At 71.8% G+C, this 25,600-nt stretch carries 19 protein-coding genes and 2 pseudogenes; 11 read left to right on the top strand and 10 right to left on the bottom strand.

The window, feature by feature from the left end:
- Window positions 1–202 precede the first annotated feature (202 nt).
- Both OG819_RS24040 and OG819_RS24035 read left to right on the top strand, forming a co-directional pair.
- On the top strand, window positions 203–1,099 hold the full coding sequence (locus tag OG819_RS24040; protein WP_266651127.1) for a hypothetical protein: 897 nt from the start codon (window positions 203–205) through the stop codon (window positions 1,097–1,099).
- A 71-nt stretch (window positions 1,100–1,170) separates the two neighbouring features.
- On the top strand, window positions 1,171–2,214 hold the full coding sequence (locus tag OG819_RS24035) for an ankyrin repeat domain-containing protein (RefSeq protein WP_266623988.1): 1,044 nt from the start codon (window positions 1,171–1,173) through the stop codon (window positions 2,212–2,214).
- 30 nt (window positions 2,215–2,244) lie between these two features.
- Here the strand turns inward: OG819_RS24035 and OG819_RS24030 are convergent, their stop codons facing one another.
- Together OG819_RS24030 and OG819_RS24025 are read right to left on the bottom strand one after the other, a co-directional pair.
- Entirely contained in the window at window positions 2,245–3,162 is a 918-nt protein-coding gene (locus OG819_RS24030; protein ID WP_266651126.1) for an SDR family oxidoreductase, read from the bottom strand.
- Window position 3,163: 1 nt separating this feature from the next.
- Entirely contained in the window at window positions 3,164–3,922 is a 759-nt protein-coding gene (locus tag OG819_RS24025; protein ID WP_266652828.1) for an SDR family oxidoreductase, read from the bottom strand.
- Between the two features lie 108 nt (window positions 3,923–4,030).
- Here OG819_RS24025 and OG819_RS24020 point away from each other — a divergent pair, with 108 nt between their 5' ends.
- From OG819_RS24020 to OG819_RS24005, 4 genes are read left to right on the top strand one after another with little or no spacing between them, the layout of a single operon-like run.
- A complete protein-coding gene (locus tag OG819_RS24020) occupies window positions 4,031–4,795 on the top strand; it encodes an enoyl-CoA hydratase family protein (protein WP_266651125.1) in 765 nt (254 codons plus the stop codon).
- Window positions 4,792–5,655: a CoA-transferase gene (locus OG819_RS24015; protein WP_266651124.1), complete on the top strand. Its 864-nt coding sequence runs from the start codon at window positions 4,792–4,794 to the stop codon at window positions 5,653–5,655. The genes OG819_RS24020 and OG819_RS24015 overlap by 4 nt, the downstream gene beginning before the upstream one ends.
- Window positions 5,652–6,422 carry a CoA-transferase gene (locus OG819_RS24010; RefSeq protein ID WP_266651123.1) on the top strand — a complete coding sequence of 257 codons (771 nt, stop codon included), beginning with the start codon at window positions 5,652–5,654 and terminating at the stop codon, window positions 6,420–6,422. The genes OG819_RS24015 and OG819_RS24010 overlap by 4 nt, the downstream gene beginning before the upstream one ends.
- Window positions 6,422–7,543: a nitronate monooxygenase gene (locus OG819_RS24005; protein ID WP_266651122.1), complete on the top strand. Its 1,122-nt coding sequence runs from the start codon at window positions 6,422–6,424 to the stop codon at window positions 7,541–7,543. Before OG819_RS24010 ends, OG819_RS24005 begins: the two co-directional genes overlap by 1 nt.
- 22 nt (window positions 7,544–7,565) lie before the next feature.
- On the opposite strand, the gene OG819_RS24000 is transcribed toward OG819_RS24005, so the two are convergent.
- The 3 genes from OG819_RS24000 to OG819_RS23990 are packed head-to-tail and all read right to left on the bottom strand — an operon-like array spanning window position 7,566 to window position 10,202.
- Complete coding sequence (locus OG819_RS24000) at window positions 7,566–8,723, bottom strand: acetyl-CoA C-acetyltransferase (RefSeq protein ID WP_266651121.1); 1,158 nt, start codon at window positions 8,721–8,723, stop codon at window positions 7,566–7,568.
- A gap of 39 nt (window positions 8,724–8,762) precedes the next feature.
- A complete protein-coding gene (locus OG819_RS23995; protein WP_266415034.1) occupies window positions 8,763–9,374 on the bottom strand; it encodes a TetR/AcrR family transcriptional regulator in 612 nt (203 codons plus the stop codon).
- A gap of 39 nt (window positions 9,375–9,413) precedes the next feature.
- Window positions 9,414–10,202: an SDR family oxidoreductase gene (locus tag OG819_RS23990; protein ID WP_266624001.1), complete on the bottom strand. Its 789-nt coding sequence runs from the start codon at window positions 10,200–10,202 to the stop codon at window positions 9,414–9,416.
- Window positions 10,203–10,248: 46 nt separating this feature from the next.
- On the opposite strand from OG819_RS23990, the gene OG819_RS23985 reads away from it, so the two are divergent.
- A complete protein-coding gene (locus tag OG819_RS23985; RefSeq protein ID WP_266651120.1) occupies window positions 10,249–11,394 on the top strand; it encodes an acyl-CoA dehydrogenase family protein in 1,146 nt (381 codons plus the stop codon).
- Entirely contained in the window at window positions 11,394–12,362 is a 969-nt protein-coding gene (locus OG819_RS23980; RefSeq protein ID WP_266651119.1) for an acyl-CoA dehydrogenase family protein, read from the top strand. The genes OG819_RS23985 and OG819_RS23980 overlap by 1 nt, the downstream gene beginning before the upstream one ends.
- On the opposite strand, the gene OG819_RS23975 is transcribed toward OG819_RS23980, so the two are convergent.
- The 3 genes from OG819_RS23975 to OG819_RS23965 form a co-directional block, all read right to left on the bottom strand.
- Window positions 12,337–13,968 carry a cytochrome bc complex cytochrome b subunit gene (locus OG819_RS23975; RefSeq protein ID WP_266651118.1) on the bottom strand — a complete coding sequence of 544 codons (1,632 nt, stop codon included), beginning with the start codon at window positions 13,966–13,968 and terminating at the stop codon, window positions 12,337–12,339. The two genes, OG819_RS23980 and OG819_RS23975, sit on opposite strands and share 26 nt — an antisense overlap.
- A gap of 367 nt (window positions 13,969–14,335) precedes the next feature.
- Complete coding sequence (locus OG819_RS23970) at window positions 14,336–14,896, bottom strand: HutD family protein (RefSeq protein WP_266651117.1); 561 nt, start codon at window positions 14,894–14,896, stop codon at window positions 14,336–14,338.
- Window positions 14,893–15,612, bottom strand: coding sequence for a VWA domain-containing protein (locus OG819_RS23965; protein WP_266415021.1), 720 nt, complete (start codon window positions 15,610–15,612; stop codon window positions 14,893–14,895). Before OG819_RS23965 ends, OG819_RS23970 begins: the two co-directional genes overlap by 4 nt.
- A 156-nt stretch (window positions 15,613–15,768) precedes the next feature.
- Between OG819_RS23965 and OG819_RS23960 the strand changes: the two are divergent.
- From OG819_RS23960 to OG819_RS23950, 3 genes and pseudogenes are all read left to right on the top strand, one after another.
- A pseudogene (locus OG819_RS23960) lies at window positions 15,769–16,398 on the top strand (rhomboid family intramembrane serine protease); the annotation flags it as partial.
- 7 nt (window positions 16,399–16,405) lie between these two features.
- Window positions 16,406–18,319: pseudogene (locus OG819_RS23955) on the top strand (ABC transporter permease); the annotation flags it as partial.
- Window positions 18,316–19,308, top strand: a complete 993-nt coding sequence (locus OG819_RS23950; protein ID WP_266651116.1) for an ABC transporter ATP-binding protein — start codon at window positions 18,316–18,318, stop codon at window positions 19,306–19,308. The pseudogene OG819_RS23955 and the gene OG819_RS23950, both read left to right, overlap by 4 nt.
- Window positions 19,309–19,482: 174 nt before the next feature.
- On the opposite strand, the gene OG819_RS23945 is transcribed toward OG819_RS23950, so the two are convergent.
- Together OG819_RS23945 and gltB are read right to left on the bottom strand one after the other, a co-directional pair.
- Window positions 19,483–20,943 (bottom strand): glutamate synthase subunit beta, encoded by a 1,461-nt coding sequence (locus OG819_RS23945; RefSeq protein WP_266651115.1) that lies wholly within the window; start codon window positions 20,941–20,943, stop codon window positions 19,483–19,485.
- Window positions 20,936–25,528, bottom strand: coding sequence for a glutamate synthase large subunit (gene gltB / locus OG819_RS23940; protein ID WP_266651114.1), 4,593 nt, complete (start codon window positions 25,526–25,528; stop codon window positions 20,936–20,938). The genes OG819_RS23945 and gltB overlap by 8 nt, the downstream gene beginning before the upstream one ends.
- Between the last annotated feature and the right edge of the window lie 72 nt (window positions 25,529–25,600).

Here is a 25,600-nt window from a genome sequence, read left to right as displayed (position 1 = left end):
CCGGGCGGGGTCGCACCGAGGCCGCGTGACGCGACGTCCACCGCACACATCTGGTGACATGCACCCGCCAAGCCTTTGCGAATTATTTAGAGACCGGGGCGCCCCGGCAAGGACCCCGTTTCGGCCAGCCGCACCCCGCCGCCCACCGGAACCGCGCTTAGAGTGGAGTGCAGGAGGGCCGGCGTCTTCAGGGGGTACGGACGTGGCGAACGGCGGACCCGTCGAGCACGGCTTCCCGCATCTGGACACGGTGCGGGCATCGATCACCGCGCTCTACAAGCGGCTCTCGTACGACACCATCCACACCTTCGCGACCAGCGTGGCCCCCGCCGACGTGGCCTTCGGCGACATCGACGACCTGCATCTGGGCGCGCAGCGCGTGGCCCGCGAGATGGTGCGTCACTACCACCTCCCGGACGCCCGGCTGATCATCGGCTTCCGCGAGATGACCCAGGCGGCCAACGTCGAACTCACGGCGGGTCCCGAGTACTTCGTCGAACTGAACGACCGCTTCCGCTCCTACCGCCGGGACATCGGCGCGGCCCTCGCCCATGAGGTGATGCACGTCTATCTGCACCGCCTCGACCTCTACTTCCCCGGCACGCGCGACAACGAGATCCTCACCGACACCGCGGCGACCTACCTCGGCGCGGGCTGGCTGCTTCTCGACGCCTACCGGGAGGACGCCGCCTCCTCGCAGAAGCTCGGCTACCTCACCCCGGAGGAATTCGGCTACGTCCTCGCCAAACGCTCCCTGGTCTTCGGCGAGGACCCCTCGATCTGGTTCACCAGCCCGCAGGCGTACACGGCGTACACGCGGGGCATGGCGCAGGCCCGCCGCGACGAGCAGCAGCCCCCGCTGACCGCGGCCGGCTGGGCGGGCCGCCGCCGCTACGCGAAGGACCGCCGGCACGCCCAGGACCAGCACACCCCGGGCCCGCACGCCGGCGTCCCCTACGCGTTCAGCCCCGACAGCCGCGGCCCCCTCCGCGTCTCCTTCCCCTGCCCGACCTGCCACCAGCGGATCCGGGTACCGGTCCGGGGCCGGGTACGGGCGCGCTGCACCCTGTGCAGGACGGTGCTGGTGTGCGACACGTGAGACGTGGGAGGTGAGACACACCACCCCAAAAGGCTTTGCCTCTCGCGTCCTTCACGAGCGAGGGTCGAAGGATGAGCACGAACGACCCCGCGGCACACCTCTTCACGGCTGTGTACGAGGGGGACCAGGACGCGGTGGTGCGGCTGCTGCGCTCCGGTGTGAGCCCGGACGCGGTGGACGAGGACGGCCAGACGGCGCTGTATCTGGCGGCGGTGAGCGATCGGCCCGGCGTCGTACGACTGCTGCTGGCCGCCGGGGCCGCGCCCGACCGGCTCAGCCAGGGCACGGACGCGCCGCTGTGCGGGGCGGCGTGCGGTGGGCACACGGAGGTCGTACGCGCCCTGCTGGCGGCCGGGGCCGCGCCGGACACGGTGGAGGAGTTCGGGTTCACGGCGCTGACGTGGGCGGTGCGGCTGGGGCGGGTCGCGGTGGTGACGGAGCTCCTCGCGGCCGGTGCGGACCCCGACCGCCCGGGCCCGACGGGTGAGCCCCCGCTCGTCGCGGCCGCCCGCCGTGGCTCGCCCGGCTGTGTACGTGCCCTCCTGCGGCGCGGAGCGCGGGCGCGCTCGGCGGCGCTCGCAGAGGCCCACCGCAGGCTCACCCTCGACGTGGAGGCCGAAGTGCGCGCGGGCCTGGAAGAGACCTGGGGCCCCGGCCACCCCTCCGTCACCCACCGCCATCCGGAGGACGGCGGCATCACCGTCGAGGTCCAACTCCTGGGCCCGGCCGGGGACCCCGTCGCGGGCAACGACCAGCAGACGGGCCACGCCGCGATAGCGACCCTCCTCGAATCCGCCCTCGGCATCGCCGCGCCCGTCGCCGAACTGGCCGCCCGTGCCCTGCGCCCCGCCGACCCCGACAACGACGACTGGACCGAAGCGGCGACGGCACTGGGCCTGCGCGGTGACGAGGAGACGTTCCGGGCGGCGGTCCAGTGGTGCGCCGACCCCGACCCCCTGCGCCGGGCCTTCGGCGCGGACGTACTGGGCCGCCTGGGCAACCCCCACGGCCTGCCGGTCCTGCGCGCCCTCACCCGCGGGAGTGACCCCGTGACCCGCGCCCGGGCGACGAGCGCGCTGGCGCGGCTGGACTCCCCCGGCCCGTCCGGCCCTTGAGCCACGCACCCTCAGGGCGAGAGGCGCCGCCTACCCCGCCCCGTACACCGCCCCCGGAACCTCCGCCTCCGCCAGGAGCTTCAGTGCCGTGTCACCGGCCTCGGACGGAGTCCAGCGGGCGCCCTTGTCCGCGGTGGGGCCCGGACGCCAGCCCTCCATGACGGTGATCCGGCCGCCCTCGGTCTCGAAGACGCGGCCGGTGACACCGGTGCTCGCGCTCGCGCCGAGCCAGACGACCAGGGGGGAGACGTTCTCGGGGGCCATCGCGTCGAAGGAGTCGGCGCCCGGGGCCGCCATGGTGTCCGCGAAGGTGCGTTCGGTCATCCGGGTGCGGGCCGCGGGGGCGATCGCGTTGACCTGGACGCCGTAGCGGCCCAGTTCGGCCGCGGCGACCAGGGTCAGCCCGATGATCCCGGCCTTGGCCGCGCTGTAGTTGCCCTGTCCGAGCGAACCCAACAGACCTGCCCCGCTGCTGGTGTTGACGACCCGGGCCCGGGGTGTGCGGCCGTCCTTCGCCTCCGCCCGCCAGTGCGCCGCCGCGTGTTTCAGTGGCAGGAAGTGGCCCTTGAGGTGGACGCGCAGCACGGCGTCCCAGTCGTCCTCGTCGAGGTTGACGAGCATCCGGTCGCGCAGGAACCCCGCGTTGTTGACCAGCGTGTCCAGGCGTCCGTACGCCTCCAGGGCGGTGCGTACGAGGGAGGCGGCGCCCTCGGTGGTGGCGACGTCACCTCCGTGGGCGACCGCTTGTCCCCCCGCCGCCCGGATCTCCTCGACGACCCGCACGGCCGGGCTGTCCGGGCCGGGTGTGCCGTCGAGACCCACCCCGAGGTCGTTCACCACGACCCGCGCGCCCTCGGCGGCGTACGCGAGCGCGTGCGCGCGGCCGAGCCCGCGCCCGGCGCCCGTGACGATCACGACCCGCCCCTCGCACAGCAGCGGTCCACTCATCTCAGTCCCCCTGGTCGGACGTGCCGGGCTTGTTGGCGGTCGCCGCGTCCAGGAAGGCGGGCCGCTCGCCGCCGCCGTGGACGAGCAGCGAGGCCCCGCTGATGTACCTCGCCGCGTCCGAGGCGAGGAAGACCGCGGCCTCGCCGATGTCGGACGGGTCGGCGAGGCGGCCCAGCGGGACGGTGCGGGAGACGGCGGCGATGCCGTCCTCGCCTCCGTAGTGCAGATGGGAGAGTTCGGTGCGGACCATCCCGACGACGAGGGTGTTGACCCGGACGTCAGGAGCCCACTCGACGGCCATCGAACGGGCCAGGTTCGCGAGGCCCGCCTTGGCCGCCCCGTACGCCGCCGACCCGGGCGAGGGCCGCGCCCCGCTCACGCTGCCGATCATCACGATCGATCCCCGGGCCCGTCTGAGGTGCTCGTACGCGGCGAGGGAGGCGGTCAGCGGCACGATGAGGTTCAGCTCGATCACGCGCGCATGGCGCTCGGCGTCCGCCTCCGTCAGTGGACGGTAGGGCGCGCCGCCCGCGTTGTTCACCAGCACGTCGAGCCGGGGCAGCGCGGCGAAGAAGGCGTGCACGGCGGCCGGGTCGCGGAGGTCCACGGGCACGAACTCCGTGCCGTCCAGCGGTACCTCGGGGGGTCTGCGGGCACAGACCACCACGTCCGCGCCCGCCTCGACGAACGCCCGCGCGATCCCGGCCCCCACTCCACGGGTGCCCCCCGTGACGACGACGGTCCTGCCCCCGAGATCCAGGTTGTCCACAGGGCCTCCCGCCCGGATGCGTTCACTGCTAGCTTCGAGAGTGCGCCTAACAAACGTTTGGTGGAATGGTCCTGAGGTGGAAAGGTAGCTGATGCGTCCATGGGTGTCTCCACCTCGTCCCCGGAAAAGGGGATTTCCGTCGTCACGGTCGACTTCCCGCCGGTGAACGCGCTGCCGGTGCGCGGCTGGTTCGACCTGGCCGACGCCCTCCGTGCGGCGGGCCGCGACCCCGGCGTCCGGTGCGTCGTGCTGACGGCCGCGGGGCGCGGTTTCAACGCGGGCGTGGACATCAAGGAGATGCAGCGCGAGACCAGGGAGAGCGGAGGCCATCGCGCGCTGATAGGAGCCAACCGCGGCTGTTTCGAGGCCTTCGCCGCGGTCTACGAGTGCGAGGTCCCCGTCGTCGCGGCGGTGCACGGCTTCTGCCTGGGCGGCGGAATCGGGCTGGTGGGGAACGCGGACGCGACCGTGGCGAGCGAGGACGCCATCTTCGGCCTGCCCGAGCTGGACCGCGGCGCCCTCGGCGCGGCCACGCATCTGGCCCGGCTCGTCCCGGGCCACCTGATGCGCGCGCTGTACTACACCTCGCGCACCGCGACCGCCGCCGAGCTGCACGCGCACGGCTCGGTGTGGCGGGTCGTGCCGCGCGTGGAACTCCCGGGCGCCGCGCTGGAGCTGGCGCGTGAGATCGCCGCCAAGGACGGCGAGCTGATCCGGCTCGCGAAGGCCGCGCTCAACGGCATCGACCCCGTCGACGTGCGCCGCAGCTACCGCTTCGAGCAGGGCTTCACCTTCGAGGCGAACCTCAGCGGGGTCGCCGACCGCGTCCGCGACACCTTCGGAAAGGAGGGGGTCGGCACGTGAGCGACAAGACCATGACCACCGACGAGGTGGTCTCCCGTCTGCGCAGCGGGATGATCCTGGGCATCGGCGGCTGGGGCTCGCGCCGCAAGCCGATGGCCTTGGTGAGAGCACTGCTGCGCACCGGGATCACCGATCTCACCGTGGTCTCGTACGGCGGCCCGGACGTCGGCCTGCTCGCCGCCGCGGGCCGGATCCGCCGGCTCGTCACCGCCTTCACCACCCTCGACTCGATCCCGCTCGAGCCGCACTACCGGGCGGCGCGCGAGCGCGGGGCGTTCGAGCTGATGGAGGTCGACGAGGCGATGTTCATGTGGGGCCTGCACGCCGCCGCGAACCGTCTGCCCTTCCTCCCTGTCCGGGCCGGGCTCGGCTCGGACGTGATGCGGGTCAACCCCACGCTGCGCACGGTCACTTCGCCGTACGCCGATGCCTCCTCGGGGGTCCGGGAGGAGCTCGTCGCCATGCCCGCCCTGCGCCTGGACGCGGCCCTGGTCCACATGAACCGCGCCGACCGCCTGGGCAACGGGCAGTATCTGGGCCCGGACCCGTACTTCGACGACCTGTTCTGCGAGGCCGCCGACGCCGCGTACGTCTCGTGCGAGCGCGTGGTCGACACGGCGGAGCTCACCAAGGAGGCCGCCCCGCAGACCCTGCTGCTCAAGCGGTCGAGCGTGACGGGCGTCGTCGAGACACCGAACGGCGCGCACTTCACGTCCTGCGCCCCCGACCACGGGCGCGACGAGCCCTTCCAGAAGCTGTACGCCACCACGCCGTACGCCGAGTTCGCCGCGCGCTTCCTCTCCGGCGACGAACAGACCTACCAGTCCGCCGTACGGGCCTGGCACGAGGAGCAGCGATGAGCCCCGCGTCCACGCCCACCCCCGGCGCCCCCGCACCCCCGGTCACCCGGGCCGAGTACTGCGTGATCGCCTGCGCCGAGGCCTGGCGGGACAACGGCGAGGTGCTCGCCAGCCCCATGGGCCCGATCCCCTCCATCGGCGCCCGTCTCGCCAAGCGCACCTTCTCCCCCGACCTGCTGTTGACCGACGGCGAGGCGATGCTCGTCGGCCTCGACGGCACCCCGGAGGGCTGGCTGCCCTACCGTCAGCACCTCACCATGGTGACCGGTGGGCGCCGGCACGTGATGATGGGCGCGAGCCAGCTCGACCGCTTCGGAAACCAGAACATCTCCTGCATCGGCGACTGGTCCAGGCCCACGCGCCAGCTCCTCGGGGTGCGCGGCGCACCGGTCAACACCCTGAACAACCCGACCAGTTACTGGGTCCCGAGGCACTCCCCGCGCGTCTTCGTCGAGCGGGTCGACATGGTGTGCGGGGTGGGGTACGACCGTGCCGCCGCCGCGGGCCCGAGCGCCACCCGCTTCCACCGCGTCCCGCGTGTGGTGAGCGACCTCGGCGTCTTCGACTTCGCCACCCCCGACCACTCGATGCGTCTCGCCTCGCTGCACCCGGGCGCCACCGTGGAACAGGTGCGGGAGGCCACGGGATTCCGGCTGTCGGTCCCCGACGAGGTGCCCCTCACCCGCGAACCGACGCCGCGGGAACTGAGACTGATCCGCGAGGTCATCGATCCGGGCGGCGCCCGGGACCGGGAGGTCAGGAGCTGATGGAGACCGCGCTCACCCGCCTCCTCGGGGTCCGTCACCCCATCGTGCAGACCGGTATGGGGTGGGTGGCCGGACCCCGCCTGGTGTCCGCCACGGCGAACGCGGGCGCGTTGGGCGTCCTGGCCTCCGCAACGATGACGCTCGACCACCTGAGGGACGCCATACGCGAGGTCAAGTCCCGTACGGACGCGCCGTTCGGGGTGAATCTGCGCGCCGACGCCGGGGACGCGGGCGAGCGGGTGCGGATCATCGTCGACGAGGGGGTACGCGTCGCGTCCTTCGCCCTCGCGCCCTCCCGTGAGCTGATCGCCGAGCTGAAGGAGGCGGGCGTGGTCGTCGTCCCGTCCATCGGGGCACGCCGGCACGCCGAGAAGGTGGCCGCCTGGGGCGCGGACGCGGTGATCGTGCAGGGCGGCGAGGGCGGCGGTCACACCGGTGACGTCGCGACGACGGTGCTGCTGCCGCAGGTGGTGGACGCGGTGGACATCCCGGTGGTGGCGGCGGGCGGCTTCCACGACGGGCGGGGGCTGGTCGCGGCACTGGCGTACGGGGCGGCGGGCATCGCGATGGGCACCCGCTTCCTGCTCACCTCGGACTCGACGGTCCCGGCCGCGGTGAAGGCGAAGTACCTGGCGGCGACGGTCAGGGACGTCACGGTCACCACGGCCGTGGACGGCCTCCCCCATCGCATGCTGCGTACGGACTTCGTCGACTCCTTGGAGAAGTCCGGCCGTACGAGGGCTCTCGCGCGGGCCGTCCGCCGGGCGGCGGGCTTCCGGCGGATCTCCGGACTGTCCTGGTCGCGGATGGTCCGCGACGGCCTCGCCATGAAGCACGGCAAGGATCTGACCTGGAGCCAGGTGCTGCTCGCCGCGAACACACCGATGCTCCTCAAGTCGTCGATGGTGGACGGGCGTACGGACCTGGGGGTCATGTCGTCGGGGCAGGTCGCCGGGGTGATCGACGACCTGCCCTCGTGCGCGGAGCTGGTGGAGCGGGTGATGGCACAGGCGGACGAGACCCTCGGCGCGCTAGGGCCTGTCCGGCCGATCATGCCGGAGACGCGGGGCTTGGCACGCCCGCCTGTGCTTAAGAGAGACGGTCGCTTCCCTCCGACTTGATCCGCCGGACAGGCCCTGGGCCTCAGAGCCGTTCGATGATCGTCACGTTCGCCTGGCCGCCGCCCTCGCACATCGTCTGGAGGCCGAACCGGCCGCCGGTTCGCTCCAGTTCGTGAAGGAGCGTCGTCATCAGCTTCACGCCCGTCGCCCCCAACGGATGGCCCAGCGCGATGGCGCCGCCGTTCACGTTGGCCTTCTCCGGGTCGGCGCCGGTCTCCTTGAGCCAGGCGAGGACGACCGGGGCGAAGGCCTCGTTGATCTCGACGAGGTCGATGGCGTCGAGGGACATGCCGGTCTTCTTCAGGGCGTACGCGGTGGCCGGGATGGGTGCGGACAGCATGCGGATGGGGTCCTCGCCGCGTACGGAGAGGTGGTGGACGCGGGCGCGCGGGGTCAGCCCGTGCTCCCGTACCGCCCGCTCGGAGACGAGCAGCATCGCGGCGGCGCCGTCGGAGACCTGGGAGGAGCAGGCGGCGGTGATGGTGCCGCCCTCGACGACCGGCTTCAGGCCCGCCATCTTCTCCAGTGAGGTGTCCCGGCGCGGGCCCTCGTCGACGGTGACCTCGCCGTAGGCCACGGTCTCGCGGGCGAAGCGGCCCTCGTCGACGGCGCGGATCGCCCGCCGGTGCGAGCGGAGGGCGAACTCCTCCTGGTCGCGGCGGCTGATGCCCCACTTGGCGGCGATCATCTCGGCGCCGAAGAACTGGTTGACGGGCCGGTCGGCGTAGCGGGCCCGCCAGCCCTCGCTGCCGGCGAAGGGGCCTTCGGTGAGACCGAGGGGTTCGGCCGCCTGGCGGGAGGCGAAGGCGATGGGGATCTGGCTCATGTTCTGCACGCCGCCCGCGACCACCAGGTCCTGGGTGCCGGACAGGACGGCCTGGGCGGCGAAGTGCACGGCCTGCTGGGAGGAGCCGCACTGTCGGTCGACGGTGACGCCCGGCACCTCCTCGGGGAGTCCGGCCGCCAGCCAGCAGGTGCGGGCGATGTCCCCGGCCTGCGGCCCCACGGTGTCCAGACAGCCGAAGACGACGTCCTCCACGGCGGCCGGGTCCACTCCGGACCGCTCGACGAGCGCCTTGAGGACATGCGCGCCGAGGTCGGCCGGGTGGACACCGCTCAGGCCTCCCCCGCGCCGCCCGACGGGCGTACGGACCGCTTCGACGATGTAGGCCTCGGCCATGACAACTCCCTCACAGACATGGGCTGTCGCAGAGATGGGCTATTCGCGTACGGAGATGCCGTCCAGCACCATCGACAGGTACTGCCGGGCGATCTCCTCGGGGCTGTGCTGTCCGCCGGGCCGGTACCAGGACGCGGCGACCCACACGGTGTCGCGCACGAAGCGGTAGGTGAGCCGGATGTCGAGGTCGGCCCGGAAGACCTCGGCGGCGACGCCGCGCTCCAGCGTGCTCAGCCACGCCTTCTCGAAGTTGCGCTGCGACTCGGCGAGGAAGGCGAAGCGCTGCTGGGCGGCCAGATGCCGGGACTCCTTCTGGTAGATGGCGACGGCGGCGCGGTGCCGGTCGATCTCCCGGAAGGACTCGGTGACCAGGGCCTCCAGCGTGCGGCGCGGGTCGAGTTCGGCGTCCAGGACGGCGTCGTAGCCGTGCCAGAGCTCGTCGAGGAAGGTCCGCAGGATCTCCTCCAGCATCGATTCCTTGGAGTCGAAGTGGTAGTAGAGGCTGCCCGCGAGCATCCCGGCCTCGTCCGCGATCTTGCGTACGGTGGTGGCGTTGTAGCCCTGCTCGGCGAAGACCTCCGCGGCGGTGTCGAGGAGTTCGCGGCGCCGCTCGGGGGTGGCGGTCACCTGGGGCTTCTTCTTGGTAGGCACGGTTCCATTGTGGTCCCAGGGGTGCCTGCCGACGGCGCCCTACGCATGTTGGCTGCTGACGGAGACGACTTCGCCGGTCATGTACGAGGAGTAGCCGGACGCCAGGAACACGATCACGTTGGCCACCTCCCAGGGCTGCGCGTACCGGCCGAAGGCCTCGCGGCCCGTCAGTTCCTCCAGCAGCTCGGGGGTGGTCACCTTCACCAGGTGCGGGTGCATGGCGAGACTCGGTGACACCGCGTTGACGCGCACCCCGTACTCGGCGGCCTCGACGGCCGCGCACCGGGTGAGCGCCATGACCCCCGCCTTGGCGGCGGCGTAGTGCGCCTGACCGGTCTGGGCGCGCCAGCCGATGACGGAGGCGTTGTTGACGATCACGCCTGCGCCGGTTTCCTTCATGGCCCGCAACGCCGCCCTGGTACACCGGAACGTCCCGTTCAGCGTCACGTCCAAGACCCTCGACCACTGTTCGTCGGTCATGTCGACGAGGGCGGAAGTGCCGCCGAGGCCCGCGTTGTTGACGACCACGTCCAGGCCGCCGTACAGCCCGGTCGCCGTGTCGAAGAGGGCCTGGACCTGGTCCTCGTCGGTGACGTCGCAGGGCAGGGAGGCGATCCGCGCGGAGCCGAACTCCTCGGCCAGGGCCGCCGCGCTCTCCTTGAGCCGCCGCGCGTGCGCGTCGCTGATCAGGACGCGCGCGCCCTCCTCCAGGAACCTGCGCGCCGTCGCCCCGCCGATGCCCGCGCCCGCGGCGGCGGTGATGACGGCGGTGCGCCCGGTCAGCAGTCCGTGCCCGGTGACGTACGCCGGACTCTCGACGTCGCTCATACCTCCACGCTAACCTACCAAACACTTGTTAGGGAAGGTGCTGCCGATGGATCTGACCCTCTCCCCCGCCGACGAGGCCTTCCGCGCCGAGGCCCGGACCTGGCTCGCCGCCCATGTGCCGCGAACGCCCCTTCCGTCCCTGGAGACCGAGGAGGGCTTCGCGGCGCACCGCGTGTGGGAGGCCGAACTGGCGGCGGACCGCTGGTCGGTGGTGTCCTGGCCGGAGGTGTACGGCGGCCGGGGCGCGGACATCGTGCGCTGGCTGGTGTTCGAGGAGGAGTACTACGCGGCGGGCGCGCCGGGCCGGGTCGGCCAGAACGGCATCAACCTCCTGGCGCCCACCCTCTTCGACCACGGCTCGGAGAAACAGCGCGCCCGGGTCCTTCCCTCCATGGCCACCGGGGAAGTCGTCTGGGCGCAGGCGTGGTCCGAGCCGGAGGCGGGGTCCGACCTGGCCTCGCTCACCTCGCGTGCGGTGCGTACGGACGGGGGCTGGCTGCTGAGCGGGCAGAAGACCTGGTCGTCGCGGGCCGCCTTCGCCGACCGCGCGTTCGGCCTCTTCCGCAGCGAGCCGGACACGCCGAGGCCACATCAGGGCCTGACCTACCTGATGTTCGACCTGCGCGCGCCCGGGGTCACGGTGCGTCCCATCGGCCGCCTCGACGGCAGACCGGCCTTCGCCGAGGTCTTCCTCGACGAGGTCTTCGTCCCGGACGAGGACGTGATCGGCGAGCCGGGCGGGGGCTGGCGGGTCGCCATGTCGACGGCGGGCAACGAGCGGGGGCTGACGCTGCGTTCACCGGGCCGCTTCCTCGCCGCCGCGGACCGGCTGGCGGCCCTGTGGCGCGACCGCGCCGACCCCTCGGACACGGCGCTGCGCGACCGGGTGGCCGACGCGGTGATCGGCGCCCGCGCCTACCAGCTCTTCACGTACGCCAACGCCTCCCGCTTCCTCGACGGCGGGACCGTAGGCCCGGAATCCAGCCTGAACAAGGTCTTCTGGTCCGAGTACGACATCGCGCTGCACGAGACGGCCCTCGACCTCCTCGGCCCGGACGGCGAGTCGGCGGACACGGAATGGTCCGAGGGGTACGTCTTCTCGCTCGCCGGTCCGATCTACGCCGGCACCAACGAGATCCAGCGCGACATCATCGCCGAGCGCCTGCTCGGCCTCCCGAAGGGCCGCCGCTGATGCGCTTCCTCCTCGACGCCGAGCAGCGCGCGTTCGCCGACTCGCTGGACGCGATGCTGACCGCCGCGGACACCCCGTCGGTCGTACGGGACTGGAGCCGCGGCGACCACGACAGCGGTCGCGCGCTGTGGTTCCGTATCGCCAAGGTGGGTGTGTTCGCACTCGCGGTGCCGGAGGTGTACGAGGGGATGGGTCCGCGTCCGGTGGAACTGGCCGTGGCTTTCGTCGAGTTGGGCCGGCACGCGGTGCCCGGTCCGCTGGTGGAGACGGTCGCGGCGGCCGCGCTGCTGGCCGAGCTTGCGGAGCCTCTCCCCGCCGCGCGGCTGCTCCCGTCGCTGGCCTCGGGCGAGGCGTCGGCGACGCTGGCCCTCGACGGGGCGTACGCGCTGGACGGCGACGCGGCGACCATCCGCCTCGCCCTGGCGGCCGACGGACTGCGTCTGGCGCCCGGCCACGGCCCGATGCGCACTACCCTGGAACCCGCCCGCCGCCTCACGCCCCTCACACCAGGCGGTGAACTGCTCTCCACCGCCCCTCCCGTCGCCCATGCCCTCGCCTGGGCCCGGCTCGCCACCGCCGCCCAGGCGCTCGGCGTCGGGCTCGCACTCCTCGACCGGACGGTCGCGTACGTCAGACAGCGCACCCAGTTCGGTGTCCCCGTCGGCTCGTTCCAGGCGGTCAAGCATCGCCTCGCGGACGCGAAGATCGCCCTGGAGTTCGCGCGGCCGCTGCTGTTCGGCGCGGCCCTGACGATGGCGCCCGGCGACGTGGCCGCCGCCAAGGTCACGGCCTGCCAGGCCGCGTACGCCACCGCGCGCACGGCGCTCCAGCTGCACGGCGCGATCGGCTACACCGCGGAGTACGACCTGTCCCTGTGGCTGGCCAAGGCCCGTGCCCTGCGCACCGCGTGGGGCACCCCGGCCGAGTGCCGGGCCGAGGTCCTCAGTGGTGGTGCTCGCCGCTGGTGAGTTCCCGGTACTCCTCCGGTGTCGGCTTCGGGATCTGGGTGTCGGGCCCGTACATGGCGCGGGCGAGCCGGGCGCGCAGTCTGCGGCCGGGGCCGACCCGTCGGACGACGCCGTTCGCGTCCACGAGCGGTCCCACCTCGTACGGCGGGGGCTGCTCGTGCTGGGTGAGTGTGAACCGCTGCGCCGGTGAGAGCGGTTCGTGCACCTCGACGTACTCGCCGTGCGGAAGCATCCGGATGATCCCGGACTCCCTTCCGTGCAGCACCTTGTCGCGGTCCCGTCGCTGAAGTCCCATGCAGATCCGGCGCGTGACGACGAAGGCGAGGGCCGGGGCGACGAAGAAGGAGACCCGTACGAACCAGGTGATGGCGTTGATGGAGAGGTGGAAGTGGGTGGCCCACAGATCGTTGCCGCCGCCGACCAGGAGGACTCCGTACAGCGTCAGCCAGGCGACGCCGAGCCCGGTGCGGGTGGGCACGTTGCGCGGCCGGTCCAGGATGTGGTGTTCCCGTCTGTCCCCGGTGACCCATGCCTCGATGAACGGGTAGACGGCGATGGCGGTCATGATGAGCGGGAAGAGGGAGAAGGGGATGAACACACCCAGTTGCAGGGTGTGGCCCCAGGCGTTGATCTCCCACCCGGGCATCACCCGGATGAGCCCCTCGGAGAAGCCGAGGTACCAGTCGGGCTGTGCGCCGGTCGTCACCAGGTCCGGCCGGTAGGGGCCGAAGGCCCAGACGGGGTTGATCGTCGCGATCGCCCCCATCAGCGACAGCACCCCGAAGACGAGGAAGAAGAACCCGCCCGCCTTGGCCATGTAGACCGGCATGAACGGCATCCCGACGACGGACTTCTGGTCGCGTCCGGGCCCCGGGTACTGCGTGTGTTTGTGGTAGAAGACCAGGATCAGATGGGCGACCACCAGGCCGAGCATGATGCCCGGCAGCAGGAGGACGTGGATCGGGAAGAACCGCGGAATGATGTCGTGGCCCGGGAACTCGCCTCCGAAGAGGAAGAAGGAGAGGTACGTTCCCACGATCGGGACCGACAGGATCGCGCCCTGGGCGAAGCGGACGCCGGTGCCGGAGAGCAGGTCGTCGGGGAGCGAGTAGCCGGTCAGGCCGGTGATCAGGCCGAGCATCAGCAGCGTCCAGCCGAACAGCCAGTTGACCTCGCGGGGCTTGCGGAACGCGCCGGTGAAGAAGACGCGCATCATGTGCACGAGCATCCCGGCGAGGAAGACGATCGCCGCCCAGTGGTGGATCTGCCGGACCAGAAGTCCGCCGCGCACCTCGAAGGTGATGTGGAGGGTGGATTCGTAGGCGCGGGTCATGAGGATGGCGTTGAGCGGTTCGTACGGGCCGTGGTAGACGACCTCGGAGGCGCTCGGCTCGAAGAAGAGCGTGAGGTAGACGCCGGTCAGGATCAGGATCAGGAAGCTGTAGAGGCAGACCTCGCCCAGCATGAAGGACCAGTGGTCCGGGAAGACCTTGCGCATGTTGGCCTTGGCCATCGCGTAGAGGCCCAGCCGTCCGTCGGCCCAGTCCGCGAGGCGCTCGCCCTTGGGTGTCTCATCTCGCCGCCCCGCACGTGAAGTCTCTTGCACGCGACCGGAGTTGATCTCTTCCGCGCCCATAAGCCACTCCCCTCGGCCCACCAGGGTGACATGACACCTCCCCGAAGCCAACGGCGCGTCGCCCCCCACCTGTCGCTCGCCCCCGCCGCCCCTACCCGTCCCATCCCCACTTGGGGACTCCGCCCCCAAACCCCCGATCGGCCTGAACGGCCTCGTCCTCAAACGCCGGACGGGCTGAAGATGCGGGGCGAAGCCCCGCCTCAGGGGCGCGGGGAACTGCGCGCCAAGCCCCCCACCCACCCGCAGCCGACGAACCCACCTGGGGGACTGGGGGCGGAGCCCCCGGGTTGAGGATGGGACGGGTAGGGGCGGCGGGGGCGAGAATCCTCGCGGGGGCTCAGGCTCTCGAAGGGAGGGTGAGCACGGCGGTGTGGCCCGTCGCGTGGAGGGTCGCCTCCTCGTCCGTCAGCAGCACGGCGTCATAGCGACCGAGAGTCACCCCGGCCACCTCGGCCGTGCCGTCGAGGGCGACGATCAGGACGGTCGGGCCCGCGGGGAGGGCGAGGGACCGCCCGGGAGCCGCGACCGTGACGGTGGGGGCTGCGACGGCGCCCCTGTGCCACATGACGTTGAGGTTCACCACCGGCCCCCCGAGGAGCCGGCAGCCGGTCGGCAGGTCGCCGGGGAAGCGTTGTGGGACGAACCGCGTGTCGACCCGGCGGTGTTCGCCGCCGACGGTCAGTTCCATCCCCTCGCCCGCGACCATGGTGAGGATCCGGTCGACGTCGGCGAACGCCGAGAACGGCCCGTCGGCGCCGACGTCGGCCAGGCTCACCCGCCACTCGAACTCGCCCATGCCCGCACCCTCGGGCCGGGCGACGATCTCGCGCGTCACCCCGCCGCCGTTCTTCCACGGCACGGCGACCCGCCCGACGGCCGGCAGCGCACGTACGGTCACCGGACGATCCCCCGCTCGCGCGCGGCCGTCAGCCACTGGGGGAAGTCGCCCACGATCCGGTCGTACAGCTCGGCGTCGGAGACCTTCCGAGGGTCCGAACCGGCGTGGAAGAAACCGGCGTTGTCGACGACCCGCGTCCGCGGCACCGGCAGCTCGTCGAGTCTGCGCAGGAACTCGAACTGCTTGCTGTCCGGGTCGCCGAACCCTATGAACTGCCAGAACAGCGGAAGTTTCGCCGCCTTGCACAAGTACCGTTCGGCGGCGAGCTTGTTGATCGGGCCGCCGTCGGTCTGGAAGACGACCAGCGCGGGATCCTCGCAGCCGCTGTCGAGGTAGTGCTCGATGACCGCGTCCATGGCCAGGTGGTAGCTGGTCTTCCCCATGTGACCGAGGCCGGCCACGATCTTCTCCACCCGGCCCTGGTGGTTGTCGAGCGCGATGTCCGTCACCGCGTCGATGTCCGTGGAGAAGAAGACGACCGGGACGGTGCCGTCGTCGTCGAGGTGCGCCGACAGGCCGAGCACCCGGTCCGCCAGTGCCTGCACACTGCCGTCCTTGTAGTACGGCTTCATCGAACCGGAGTAGTCGACGACCAGGTACACCGCGGCCCGCTGACCGCTCAGCCCGTGCTTGGTGAGGGAGACACCGGCGCTCTTGTACAGACTGACCAGCGCGGGCGCGGTCTCCTCCACCTTGGTGAGGCTGATTCCGGCCATGCGGAGCTCCCATCGCGCGAGAGGTGCGGAAACGCCGAGATTACGCCACCCGTAACCCCTGCCGTCCCACCCCCACATGGGCATTCGCTATTTTGTTCGCCGCCGCCCCCATCGGCTCATCGTCCCCTTGATCTCCGTACCCGCGAGGAGCCGGTCGTGGAATCCGAGTCCCCCGAATCCAGCAGATCCACCGACCCCACCGAACCCACCGTCACCACCTGCTATCGCCATCCGAAGGTGGAGTCCCATGTGCGCTGCACCCGGTGCGACCGCTACATCTGCCCGGACTGCATGCGCGAGGCGGCCGTCGGTCACCAGTGCGTGGAGTGCGTGAAGGAAGGCTCCCGGACGATCCGGCAGGCCCGCACGGCGTTCGGCGGCCGGATCTCGACCGTGCCCCTGGTGACGTACGTCCTGATCGCGCTCAACGTGCTGGCGTACGTGGGCGAGGTGGTGCGTCCGGCGATCGTGGACCGGTTCGAGATGCTGGGCGCGGGGCTGGCGGGGCCCGACGGCGGGCACTACGTCTGGCAGGCCCAGTACCCCTACGACTTCCACCCGGAGGGCGTGGTCGACGGGGAGTGGTACCGGATGCTGACCGGCGCGTTCCTGCATCTGCCGCCCACCGAGGGCACGTTCGGGATTCTGCACATCGTGATGAACATGGTCTCGCTGTGGAACCTGGGCCGGGTGGTGGAGGCCCAACTCGGCCGGATCCGCTTCGTCACGCTCTATCTGCTCTCGGCGCTCGGCGGCTCGGTCCTCGTGCTGGTGATCGCGCCGGACACACGCGCTCGTCTCGCGGATCGCCTCCCTCGAAGGCGGGCCCGACCTGCTGCGGATGCGCGAGGCCGCCGGGAGCACCGCGGCCGTCAGCACCGACCTGGAGACGGTCGTCGGCTCCTACACGACGACCCGTGCGGCGATCACACCCGTCGTGGCGGTCGGCACGTTCGGGATCGGCGCGGTCGCCGCCGTCGTCCTGGTCATGGCCGGCGGGCTGATCGCCGTCCGCCGCGCCGCCGAACTCGCCCTGCTGCGCGCACGGGGCGGCTCGCTGCGTGGGATCGCCGGACGGCTCCTCGCCGAGACCGCGGTCGTGGCGGTCCCCGCGGCCGCCGCCGGTCTGCTGCTCGCCGTGCTGACGGTGGACGAGGCCCGGCTGGGGCCCGCCGTGCTCGGCGCGTCCGCCGTCGCGCTCCTCGCCTGCGCGGTACTGCCGGTGCGGGCGGTCGTGGCGCACCGCAGGCCGCGGGCGAACGCGGAGCGCGAGGATCTCGCCCAGGCCAAGCCCGGCAGGCGCCGCACGGTCGCCGAACTCACCGTGCTGGTGCTGGCCGTCGGGTCGGTCGTGGCGCTGCGGCGGCGCGGCGCGTCCAGCACGGGCGACTTCCTGGTGAGTGCCGCTCCGGTCCTGGTCGGGCTGATCGCGGCGCTGGTGCTCGTACGGCTGTATCCGCTGCCCTTGCGGTGGGCGGCCCGCCCGGCCGCGCGAGGGCGTGGGGTGGTCGGTTTTCTGTCGCTGGCACGCGCGGGCCGCTCCTCGACGGTGGGCGTCGCGCTGCCGCTGCTGGCGTTGTTGTTGGCCCTGACGACGGCGGCGTTCGGGGGTTCCGTGCTCGCGGGGGTGTCCGACGCCCGGGACCGGGCCGCGCTGCTGGCGACCGGCGCGGACGCGCGGATCGCGGGGCCGGGCGAGGCGACGGAGCTTCCGACGGGAGTGGAAGGGGCGGTACGGAAGGTCGCGGGCGTACGGGAGGTGACGGCCGTGCGGACCGAGCGCACGGCGGAGCTCGCGTCCGGCGAGGCAGGGGGGAAGGACGGCCTGACGCTGATCGGGGTCGAGCCGGAGTCGTACGCCCGGCTGGCCCGGCAGACAGGCCTCGGGGCCTTCCCCGCCGACGTGTTGAAGCCGAAGGGGACCGGAGGCGTGCGGACAGGGGGTGTGCTCAATGCCGTCGCCTCCCCCGGCCTCGCGGAGCGCCTGGGCCGCGCACCGCGTCGGATCACGTCCCCCGCCGGTGATGTCACGGTCCGGATCGCCGCCGTACGCTCCCGTACCCCCGCCGCCCCCGGCGCCGACTTCCTGCTGGTCGACGCCGCGGGCCTCGAGCGATCCGATCCGACGACGCTGCTGGCGACCGGTGCCACGCTCGACGGACCGGCGCTGCGGGCGGCCGTGCGCGGCGCCGGGAAGGGCCTGACCGTGACGGTGCGCGCCGAGGAACGTGCGGCGCTCTCCGATGCGCCGTTGCAGGCGGGCGCCGAGCGGATCTACACCGCGGCCGCCCTGGCCGGTGCGGGGTACGCCGTACTCGCCCTGCTGCTCTCCCTGCTGCAGTCCGCGCCGGAGCGGGCCGCGCTGCTGGCCCGGCTGCACACCATGGGCCTCACGCCCCGCCAGGGCCGTCGGCTGCTCAGTCTGGACGCGCTGCCGCAGGCGCTGCTCGCGGCCTCGGGCGGAATGCTCGCCGGCTGGGCCACCGTCCGGCTGCTCGCTCCCGGTATCGACCTGGAGCGTCTCGCGCTGGCCGCCACGGCGGGCCGGGCACCGGTGGTCGGGGCGTCGCTGCGTACCGACGTGTGGTCGCTGGTCCTGCCCGCGGCGGGCACCGTGCTGCTGGCCTGGGCGGTGGCCGTCGCGCAGGCCTGGTGGGCGGGGCGCCGTACGTCGATCACCGAACTCAGGACAGGAGGCATGCGATGACCCCTACCACGACCTCGCGGACGAGCCTGGCGGAGCTGGAGCAACGGGCGGCGGCGCGCCGCGACCGGCCCGCGTACGGGCGGGACGCCCTGATCGCCTGCGACCGGCTGGTCCGTATCTTCTCCGGCCGGGGAGCCGACGGCGGCTCCGCCGGGGTGGAGGTACAGGCACTCCAGGGGCTCGATCTGCTGGTCCAGGAGGGCGAGTTGACGGCCCTGGTCGGCGCCTCCGGCAGCGGCAAGTCGACCCTGATGAACATCCTCGCCGGCCTCGACGTGCCCACGGCGGGCGCCGCGCGGGTCGCGGGCCGCGATCTGCTCACGATGAACGCGAAGGACCGGCTGCGCTACCGCCGCGAGGTGGTCGGTTTCGTCTGGCAGCAGACGGCACGCAATCTCCTCCCCTATCTGACGGCGGCCCAGAACGTGGCGCTGCCCATGCAGTTGGCGGGCGGCCGGGGCCGCGGGAAGCAACGGGCCGAGCGGGCGCGGGAGCTGCTCGCGATGCTCGGCGTCGCCGACTGCCGAGACCGCCGGCCTCAGCAGATGTCCGGCGGGCAGCAGCAGCGCGTCGCGATCGCCGTGGCCCTCGCCAACTCGCCGTCCCTGCTGCTCGCCGACGAGCCGACCGGCGAGCTGGACTCGGCGACCGGCGCGGAGGTGTTCGCGGCGTTCCGCCGGGCCAACGAGGAGCTGGGCACGACGATCGTGATCGTCACGCACGACCAGGCGGTCGCGGGGGAGGTCCGCCGCGCGGTCGCGATTCGTGACGGCCGTACCTCGACGGAGGTGCTGCGCCGCACGGAGGTCGACGCGGAGGGGCAGGAGGCCCTGGTGGCACGGGAGTTCGCGACGCTGGACCGGGCCGGCCGGCTCCAGCTGCCCGCCGAGTACACCGCGGCCCTCGGCATGGAGGACCGGGTGATGCTGGAACTGGAGCAGGACCACATCGGGGTGTGGCCGGACGACACCGGCCGCCCGGGCGACTGAGACCACCACCGACGACGCCCCGTCGCCCGGCCGGCTGAGACCGCCACCCACGACGCCCCGTCGCCGGCCGGCTGAGGACGCACCACGGCGCCCACCACCGTCCGGTCGGGGACAAGGCAGGCGCCGCGTTCAGTTCCGTACGCCGTTGTACGGGACGTTTGTTGGGGTGGAGCGTCAGACCATCAGCGAGCGGTCCGTCGGGCGGATCGGGGCCGGCAGGTCGCTGGCCCCGGTCAGGAAGCGGTCGACCCCGCGGGCGGCCGAGCGGCCCTCCGCGATGGCCCACACGATCAACGACTGGCCGCGGCCGGCGTCACCGGCGACGTACACGCCGGGCACGTTCGTCGCGAAGTCGGCGTCGCGGGCGATGTTGCCGCGCGCGTCGAGCTCCAGGCCGAACTGGGAGACCACGCCGTTCTCGACGTCGGTGCCGGTGAAGCCCATGGCCAGCGTCACCAGCTGGGCGGGGATCTTGCGCTCCGTGCCCGACTTCTGGTTCAGCTTGCCGTCGACGAACTCGACCTCGGTGAGGTGCAGCCACTGGACGTTGCCGTCCTCGTCGCCCTCGAAGTGGGTGGTGGAGACCGAGTAGACGCGGTCGCCGCCCTCCTCGTGCGCGGAGGTGACCTTGTAGAGCATCGGGAACGTCGGCCAGGGCTGGCCCGGGTGCCGCTCCTCGCCGGGCTGCGGCATGATCTCCAGCTGCGTGACCGAGGCCGCGCCCTGGCGGTGGGCGGTGCCCACGCAGTCCGCGCCCGTGTCGCCGCCGCCGATGACCACGACGTGCTTGCCCTCGGCCGTGATCGGGGGCGCCACGTAGTCGCCCTCCTGCACCTTGTTGGCCAGCGGCAGGTACTCCATGGCCTGGTGGATGCCCTTGAGCTCGCGGCCGGGGACCGGGAGGTCACGCGCGGTCGTCGCACCGGCGGCGATGACCACGGCATCGTACCGCTTGCGCAGGTCCGTCGCCTTGAGGTCGCGGCCGATCTCGACGCCGGTGCGGAAGCGGGTGCCCTCCGCGCGCATCTGCTCGATGCGGCGGTTGATGTGCCGCTTCTCCATCTTGAACTCGGGGATGCCGTAGCGCAGCAGACCGCCGACGCGGTCGGCGCGCTCGTACACGGCGACCGTGTGGCCGGCCCGGGTGAGCTGCTGGGCGGCGGCCAGGCCCGCCGGGCCCGAGCCGATGACGGCGACGGTCTTGCCCGACAGGCGCTCGGGGATCTGCGGGGCGACGTCGCCCGTGTCCCACGCCTTGTCGATGATCGAGACCTCGACGTTCTTGATGGTCACGGCGGGCTGGTTGATGCCCAGCACGCACGCCGACTCGCAGGGAGCGGGGCACAGGCGGCCCGTGAACTCCGGGAAGTTGTTCGTGGCGTGCAGACGCTCGGACGCGGCCTGCCAGTCCTCGCGGTAGGCATAGTCGTTCCACTCGGGGATCAGGTTCCCCAGCGGACAGCCGTTGTGGCAGAACGGGATCCCGCAGTCCATGCAACGGCTGGCCTGCTTGGAGATGATCGGGAGCAGCGAGCCCGGAACGTAGACCTCGTTCCAGTCCTTGACGCGCTCCGCGACGGGGCGGGTCATGGCGACCTCGCGACCGTGGTTCAGAAAGCCCTTGGGATCAGCCATTGGTCGCCGCCTCCATCATCTTCTCGGTGATCTCGGACTCGGGGAGTCCGGCTCGCTCGGCGGCGTCCTTGGCGGCGAGCACTGCCTTGTACGTGCTGGGGATGATCTTGCTGAAGCGGTCCACTGCTGTGTCCCACTCCGCCAGGAGCTTCTCGGCAACGGTCGAGCCGGTCTCCTCCTGGTGGCGGCGCACCACGTCGTGCAGCCACTGCTTGTCGGTGTCGTCGAGCTCCTCGACGGCGCCCACGTTGCCGGCGTTGACGTTGTCGCGGTTCAGGTCGACGACGTACGCGACGCCGCCGGACATGCCGGCCGCGAAGTTGCGGCCCGTCTCGCCGAGGACGACCGCGTGGCCGCCGGTCATGTACTCGCAGCCGTGGTCGCCCACGCCCTCGGAGACCACCGTCGCGCCGGAGTTGCGGACGCAGAAGCGCTCGCCGGTGCGGCCGCGCAGGAAGAGCTCGCCGCCCGTCGCGCCGTACGCGATGGTGTTGCCCGCGATGGTCGAGTACTCGGCGAGGTGGTCGGCGCCCCGGTCGGGACGGACGATCACCCGGCCGCCGGACAGGCCCTTGCCGACGTAGTCGTTGGCGTCGCCCTCCAGGCGCAGCGTGACACCGCGCGGCAGGAAGGCGCCGAAGGACTGGCCCGCGGAGCCGGTGAAGGTGATGTCGATGGTGTCGTCGGGCAGGCCCGCGCCACCGAACTTCTTCGTCACCTCGTGGCCGAGCATGGTGCCGACCGTGCGGTTGATGTTGCGGATCGCGACCTGGGCGCGCACGGGCTGGGCGTCGGCCTGGGTGTTCGCGGCCAGCGCGTCGGCGGCGAGCTTGATCAGCTCGTTGTCGAGCGCCTTCTCCAGGCCGTGGTCCTGCGCGACGACCTGGTGGCGCACCGCGCCCTCGGGCAGCTCGGGCACGTGGAAGAGCGGGGACAGGTCCAGGCCCTGCGCCTTCCAGTGGGTGATCGCCCGCTCCACGTCGAGGTTCTCGGCGTGGCCGACGGCCTCCTCGATGGTGCGGAAGCCCAGCTCGGCGAGGATCTCGCGGACCTCTTCGGCGATGAACTTGAAGAAGTTCACGACGTACTCGGCCTTGCCGGCGAAGCGGTCGCGCAGCACCGGGTTCTGGGTGGCGATGCCGACGGGGCAGGTGTCCAGGTGGCAGACGCGCATCATGACGCACCCGGAGACGACGAGCGGCGCGGTCGCGAAACCGAACTCCTCGGCGCCGAGCAGCGCGGCGATGACGACGTCACGGCCGGTCTTCAGCTGGCCGTCGGTCTGTACGACGATACGGTCGCGCAGGCCGTTGAGCAGCAGCGTCTGCTGGGTCTCGGCGAGGCCGAGTTCCCAGGGGCCGCCCGCGTGCTTCAGGGAGGTCAGCGGGGAGGCGCCCGTACCGCCGTCGTGGCCGGAGATGAGCACCACGTCCGCGTGCGCCTTGGAGACACCCGCGGCGACCGTGCCGACACCGACCTCGGAGACCAGCTTCACGTGAATCCGCGCCTGCGGGTTCGCGTTCTTGAGGTCGTGGATCAGCTGGGCCAGGTCCTCGATGGAGTAGATGTCGTGGTGCGGGGGCGGGGAGATGAGGCCCACGCCCGGGGTGCTGTGCCGGGTCTTGGCGACCCAGGGGTAGACCTTGTGGCCGGGCAGCTGGCCGCCCTCGCCGGGCTTGGCGCCCTGCGCCATCTTGATCTGGATGTCGTCGGCGTTGACCAGGTACTCGGACGTCACACCGAAGCGGCCGGAGGCGACCTGCTTGATCGACGAGCGGCGGGCCGGGTCGTAGAGCCGGTCCGCGTCCTCGCCGCCCTCACCGGTGTTGGACTTGCCGCCCAGCTGGTTCATGGCGATGGCGAGGGTCTCGTGCGCCTCCTTGGAGATGGAGCCGTACGACATGGCGCCGGTGGAGAAGCGCTTGACGATCTCGCTCACCGACTCGACCTCGTCGATCGAGATCGGCTGCCGGTCGGACTTGAAGCCGAACAGGCCACGGAGCGTCATCAGGCGCTCGGACTGCTCGTTCACCCGGTCGGTGTACTTCTTGAAGATGTCGTAGCTGCCGGAGCGCGTCGAGTGCTGGAGGCGGAAGACCGTCTCCGGGTCGAACAGGTGCGGCTCGCCCTCGCGGCGCCACTGGTACTCGCCGCCTATGTCGAGGGCCCGGTGCGCCGGGGCGATGCCGGAGGCCGGGTAGGCCTTGGCGTGCCGCGCCGCGACCTCCTTGGCGATGACGTCGAGACCGGCGCCGCCGATCTTGGTGGCCGTGCCGTTGAAGTACTTCTCGACGAAGGCCCGGTCCAGGCCGACGGCCTCGAAGACCTGGGCGCCGCGGTAGGAGGCGACGGTCGAGATGCCCATCTTGGACATGACCTTGAGGACGCCCTTGCCGAGCGCGTAGATCAGGTTGCGGATGGCCTGCTCGGCCTCGATGCCGGTCAGGAAGGTACCGGCGCGGACCAGGTCCTCGACCGACTCCATCGCCAGGTACGGGTTGACCGCGGCGGCGCCGAAGCCGATGAGGAGGGCCACGTGGTGGACCTCGCGGACGTCGCCCGCCTCGACCAGCAGGCCCACCTGGGTGCGCTGCTTGGTGCGGATGAGGTGGTGGTGGACGGCCGCGGTGAGCAGCAGCGAGGGGATCGGCGCGTGCTCGGCGTCGGAGTGGCGGTCCGACAGGACGATCAGACGGGCGCCGTTGTCTATGGCGGCGTCGGCCTCGGCGCAGATCTCGTCGATCCGCGCGGCGAGGGAGTCGCCGCCACCGCTGACCCGGTAGAGACCGGACAGGGTCGCGGCCTTCATGCCCGGCATGTCGCCGTCGGCGTTGATGTGGATGAGCTTGGCCAGCTCGTCGTTGTCGATCACCGGGAAGGGCAGGGTGACGCTACGACAGGACGCGGCGGTCGGCTCCAGCAGGTTGCCCTGCGGGCCCAGCGAGGAGCGCAGCGAGGTGACGAGCTCCTCGCGGATCGCGTCCAGCGGCGGGTTGGTGACCTGCGCGAACAGCTGGGTGAAGTAGTCGAAGAGCAGACGCGGGCGCGCGGAGAGGGCCGCGATCGGCGAGTCCGTGCCCATGGAGCCCAGCGGCTCACCGCCGGTGTTGGCCATCGGCGCGAGGATGATGCGCAGCTCTTCCTCGGTGTAGCCGAAGGTCTGCTGGCGGCGGGTGACCGAGGCGTGGGTGTGCACGATGTGCTCGCGCTCGGGGAGGTCGGAGAGCTCGATCTCGCCGGCTTCCAGCCACTCCGCATACGGCTTGTCGGCGACGAGGGCGGCCTTGATCTCGTCGTCCTCGATGATGCGGTGCTCGGCGGTGTCGACGAGGAACATCTTGCCGGGCTGCAGGCGGCCCTTGCGGACGACCTTCGCGGGGTCGATGTCGAGGACACCGACCTCGGAGCCGAGGACGACGAGACCCTCGTCGGTGACCCAGTAGCGGCCGGGGCGCAGACCGTTGCGGTCGAGGACCGCGCCGACCTGGGTGCCGTCGGTGAAGGTGACACAGGCCGGGCCGTCCCAGGGCTCCATCATCGTGGAGTGGAACTGGTAGAAGGCGCGGCGGTCCGCGTCCATGGAGTCGTGGTTCTCCCACGCCTCCGGGATCATCATCAGCACGGAGTGCGGAAGCGAGCGGCCGCCGAGGTGGAGGAGTTCCAGGACCTCGTCGAAGGAGGCGGAGTCGGACGCGTCGGGCGTGCAGACCGGGAAGACGCGCTCCAGGCCCTTGTCCCCGAAGAGGTCGGAGACCAGCTGGGACTCGCGGGCCTTCATCCAGTTGCGGTTGCCCTTGACCGTGTTGATCTCGCCGTTGTGCGCGACGAAGCGGTACGGGTGGGCGAGCGGCCAGCTCGGGAAGGTGTTGGTGGAGAACCGGGAGTGCACGAGCGCGATCGCGGAGGCGAAGCGGCGGTCGGACAGGTCCGGGAAGAAGGGCTCGAGCTGGCCGGTGGTCAGCATGCCCTTGTAGACGATGGTGCGCGCGGAGAGCGACGGGAAGTACACGTCGGCCTCGCGCTCGGCGCGCTTGCGCAGCACGAACGCCTTGCGGTCCAGTTCGATGCCGGTCGAGACGCCGTCCGTGACGAAGATCTGGCGGAAGGCGGGCATCGTGGAGCGGGCGGTGGCGCCGAGCAGTTCGGGGGCGACCGGGACCTCGCGCCAGCCGAGGACGGTCAGGCCCTCTTCGGCGGCGATCGTCTCGATCCGTGAGACAGCGTCCTCGGTGCCGTCGTTGGGCAGGAAGGCGATGCCGACCGCGTACGCGCCGGCCGCGGGCAGCTCGAATCCGGCCACCTCACGGAGGAACGCGTCGGGCACCTGGGACAGGATGCCCGCGCCGTCGCCCGAGTCGGGCTCGGCGCCGGTGGCACCCCGGTGCTCCAGGTTGCGCAGCACGGTGAGCGCCTGCTCGACCAGCGCGTAGCTCGCCTCACCGGTGAGGGTGGCCACGAAGCCGACGCCACAGGCGTCGTGCTCGTTGCGGGGGTCGTACATACCCTGCGCGGCAGGGCGAGCATCCATGAAGGACCAGTTCTGGCCATTCGTGGAGTGCTGGGACGGCTGGCGCGGCGAACGCATCGGCTCTCCCGTCGTCGTCGTGGCATATGCATGTGCCGAGGGACGACGTTGGCCCTCTGCTGGGGGTGCAAA

The sequence above is a fragment of the Streptomyces sp. NBC_01549 genome, assembly GCF_026339955.1.
In the GTDB taxonomy this organism is placed as follows: domain Bacteria; phylum Actinomycetota; class Actinomycetes; order Streptomycetales; family Streptomycetaceae; genus Streptomyces.
The sequence above is the reverse complement of the archived record's forward strand: the minus strand, read 5'-3'. Positions and strand labels throughout refer to the sequence as shown.

Coding starts and splice junctions, on each gene's coding strand:
- OG819_RS24035 (WP_266623988.1), top strand. CDS start 1,171: ATGAGCACGAACGACCCCGCGGCACACCTCTTCACGGCTGTGTACGAG.
- OG819_RS24030 (WP_266651126.1), bottom strand. CDS start 3,162: ATGAGTGGACCGCTGCTGTGCGAGGGGCGGGTCGTGATCGTCACGGGC.
- OG819_RS24020 (WP_266651125.1), top strand. CDS start 4,031: ATGGGTGTCTCCACCTCGTCCCCGGAAAAGGGGATTTCCGTCGTCACG.
- OG819_RS24010 (WP_266651123.1), top strand. CDS start 5,652: ATGAGCCCCGCGTCCACGCCCACCCCCGGCGCCCCCGCACCCCCGGTC.
- OG819_RS24005 (WP_266651122.1), top strand. CDS start 6,422: ATGGAGACCGCGCTCACCCGCCTCCTCGGGGTCCGTCACCCCATCGTG.
- OG819_RS24000 (WP_266651121.1), bottom strand. CDS start 8,723: ATGGCCGAGGCCTACATCGTCGAAGCGGTCCGTACGCCCGTCGGGCGG.
- OG819_RS23990 (WP_266624001.1), bottom strand. CDS start 10,202: ATGAGCGACGTCGAGAGTCCGGCGTACGTCACCGGGCACGGACTGCTG.
- OG819_RS23985 (WP_266651120.1), top strand. CDS start 10,249: ATGGATCTGACCCTCTCCCCCGCCGACGAGGCCTTCCGCGCCGAGGCC.
- OG819_RS23980 (WP_266651119.1), top strand. CDS start 11,394: ATGCGCTTCCTCCTCGACGCCGAGCAGCGCGCGTTCGCCGACTCGCTG.
- OG819_RS23965 (WP_266415021.1), bottom strand. CDS start 15,612: ATGGCCGGAATCAGCCTCACCAAGGTGGAGGAGACCGCGCCCGCGCTG.
- OG819_RS23950 (WP_266651116.1), top strand. CDS start 18,316: ATGACCCCTACCACGACCTCGCGGACGAGCCTGGCGGAGCTGGAGCAA.
- OG819_RS23945 (WP_266651115.1), bottom strand. CDS start 20,943: ATGGCTGATCCCAAGGGCTTTCTGAACCACGGTCGCGAGGTCGCCATG.
- gltB (WP_266651114.1), bottom strand. CDS start 25,528: ATGCGTTCGCCGCGCCAGCCGTCCCAGCACTCCACGAATGGCCAGAAC.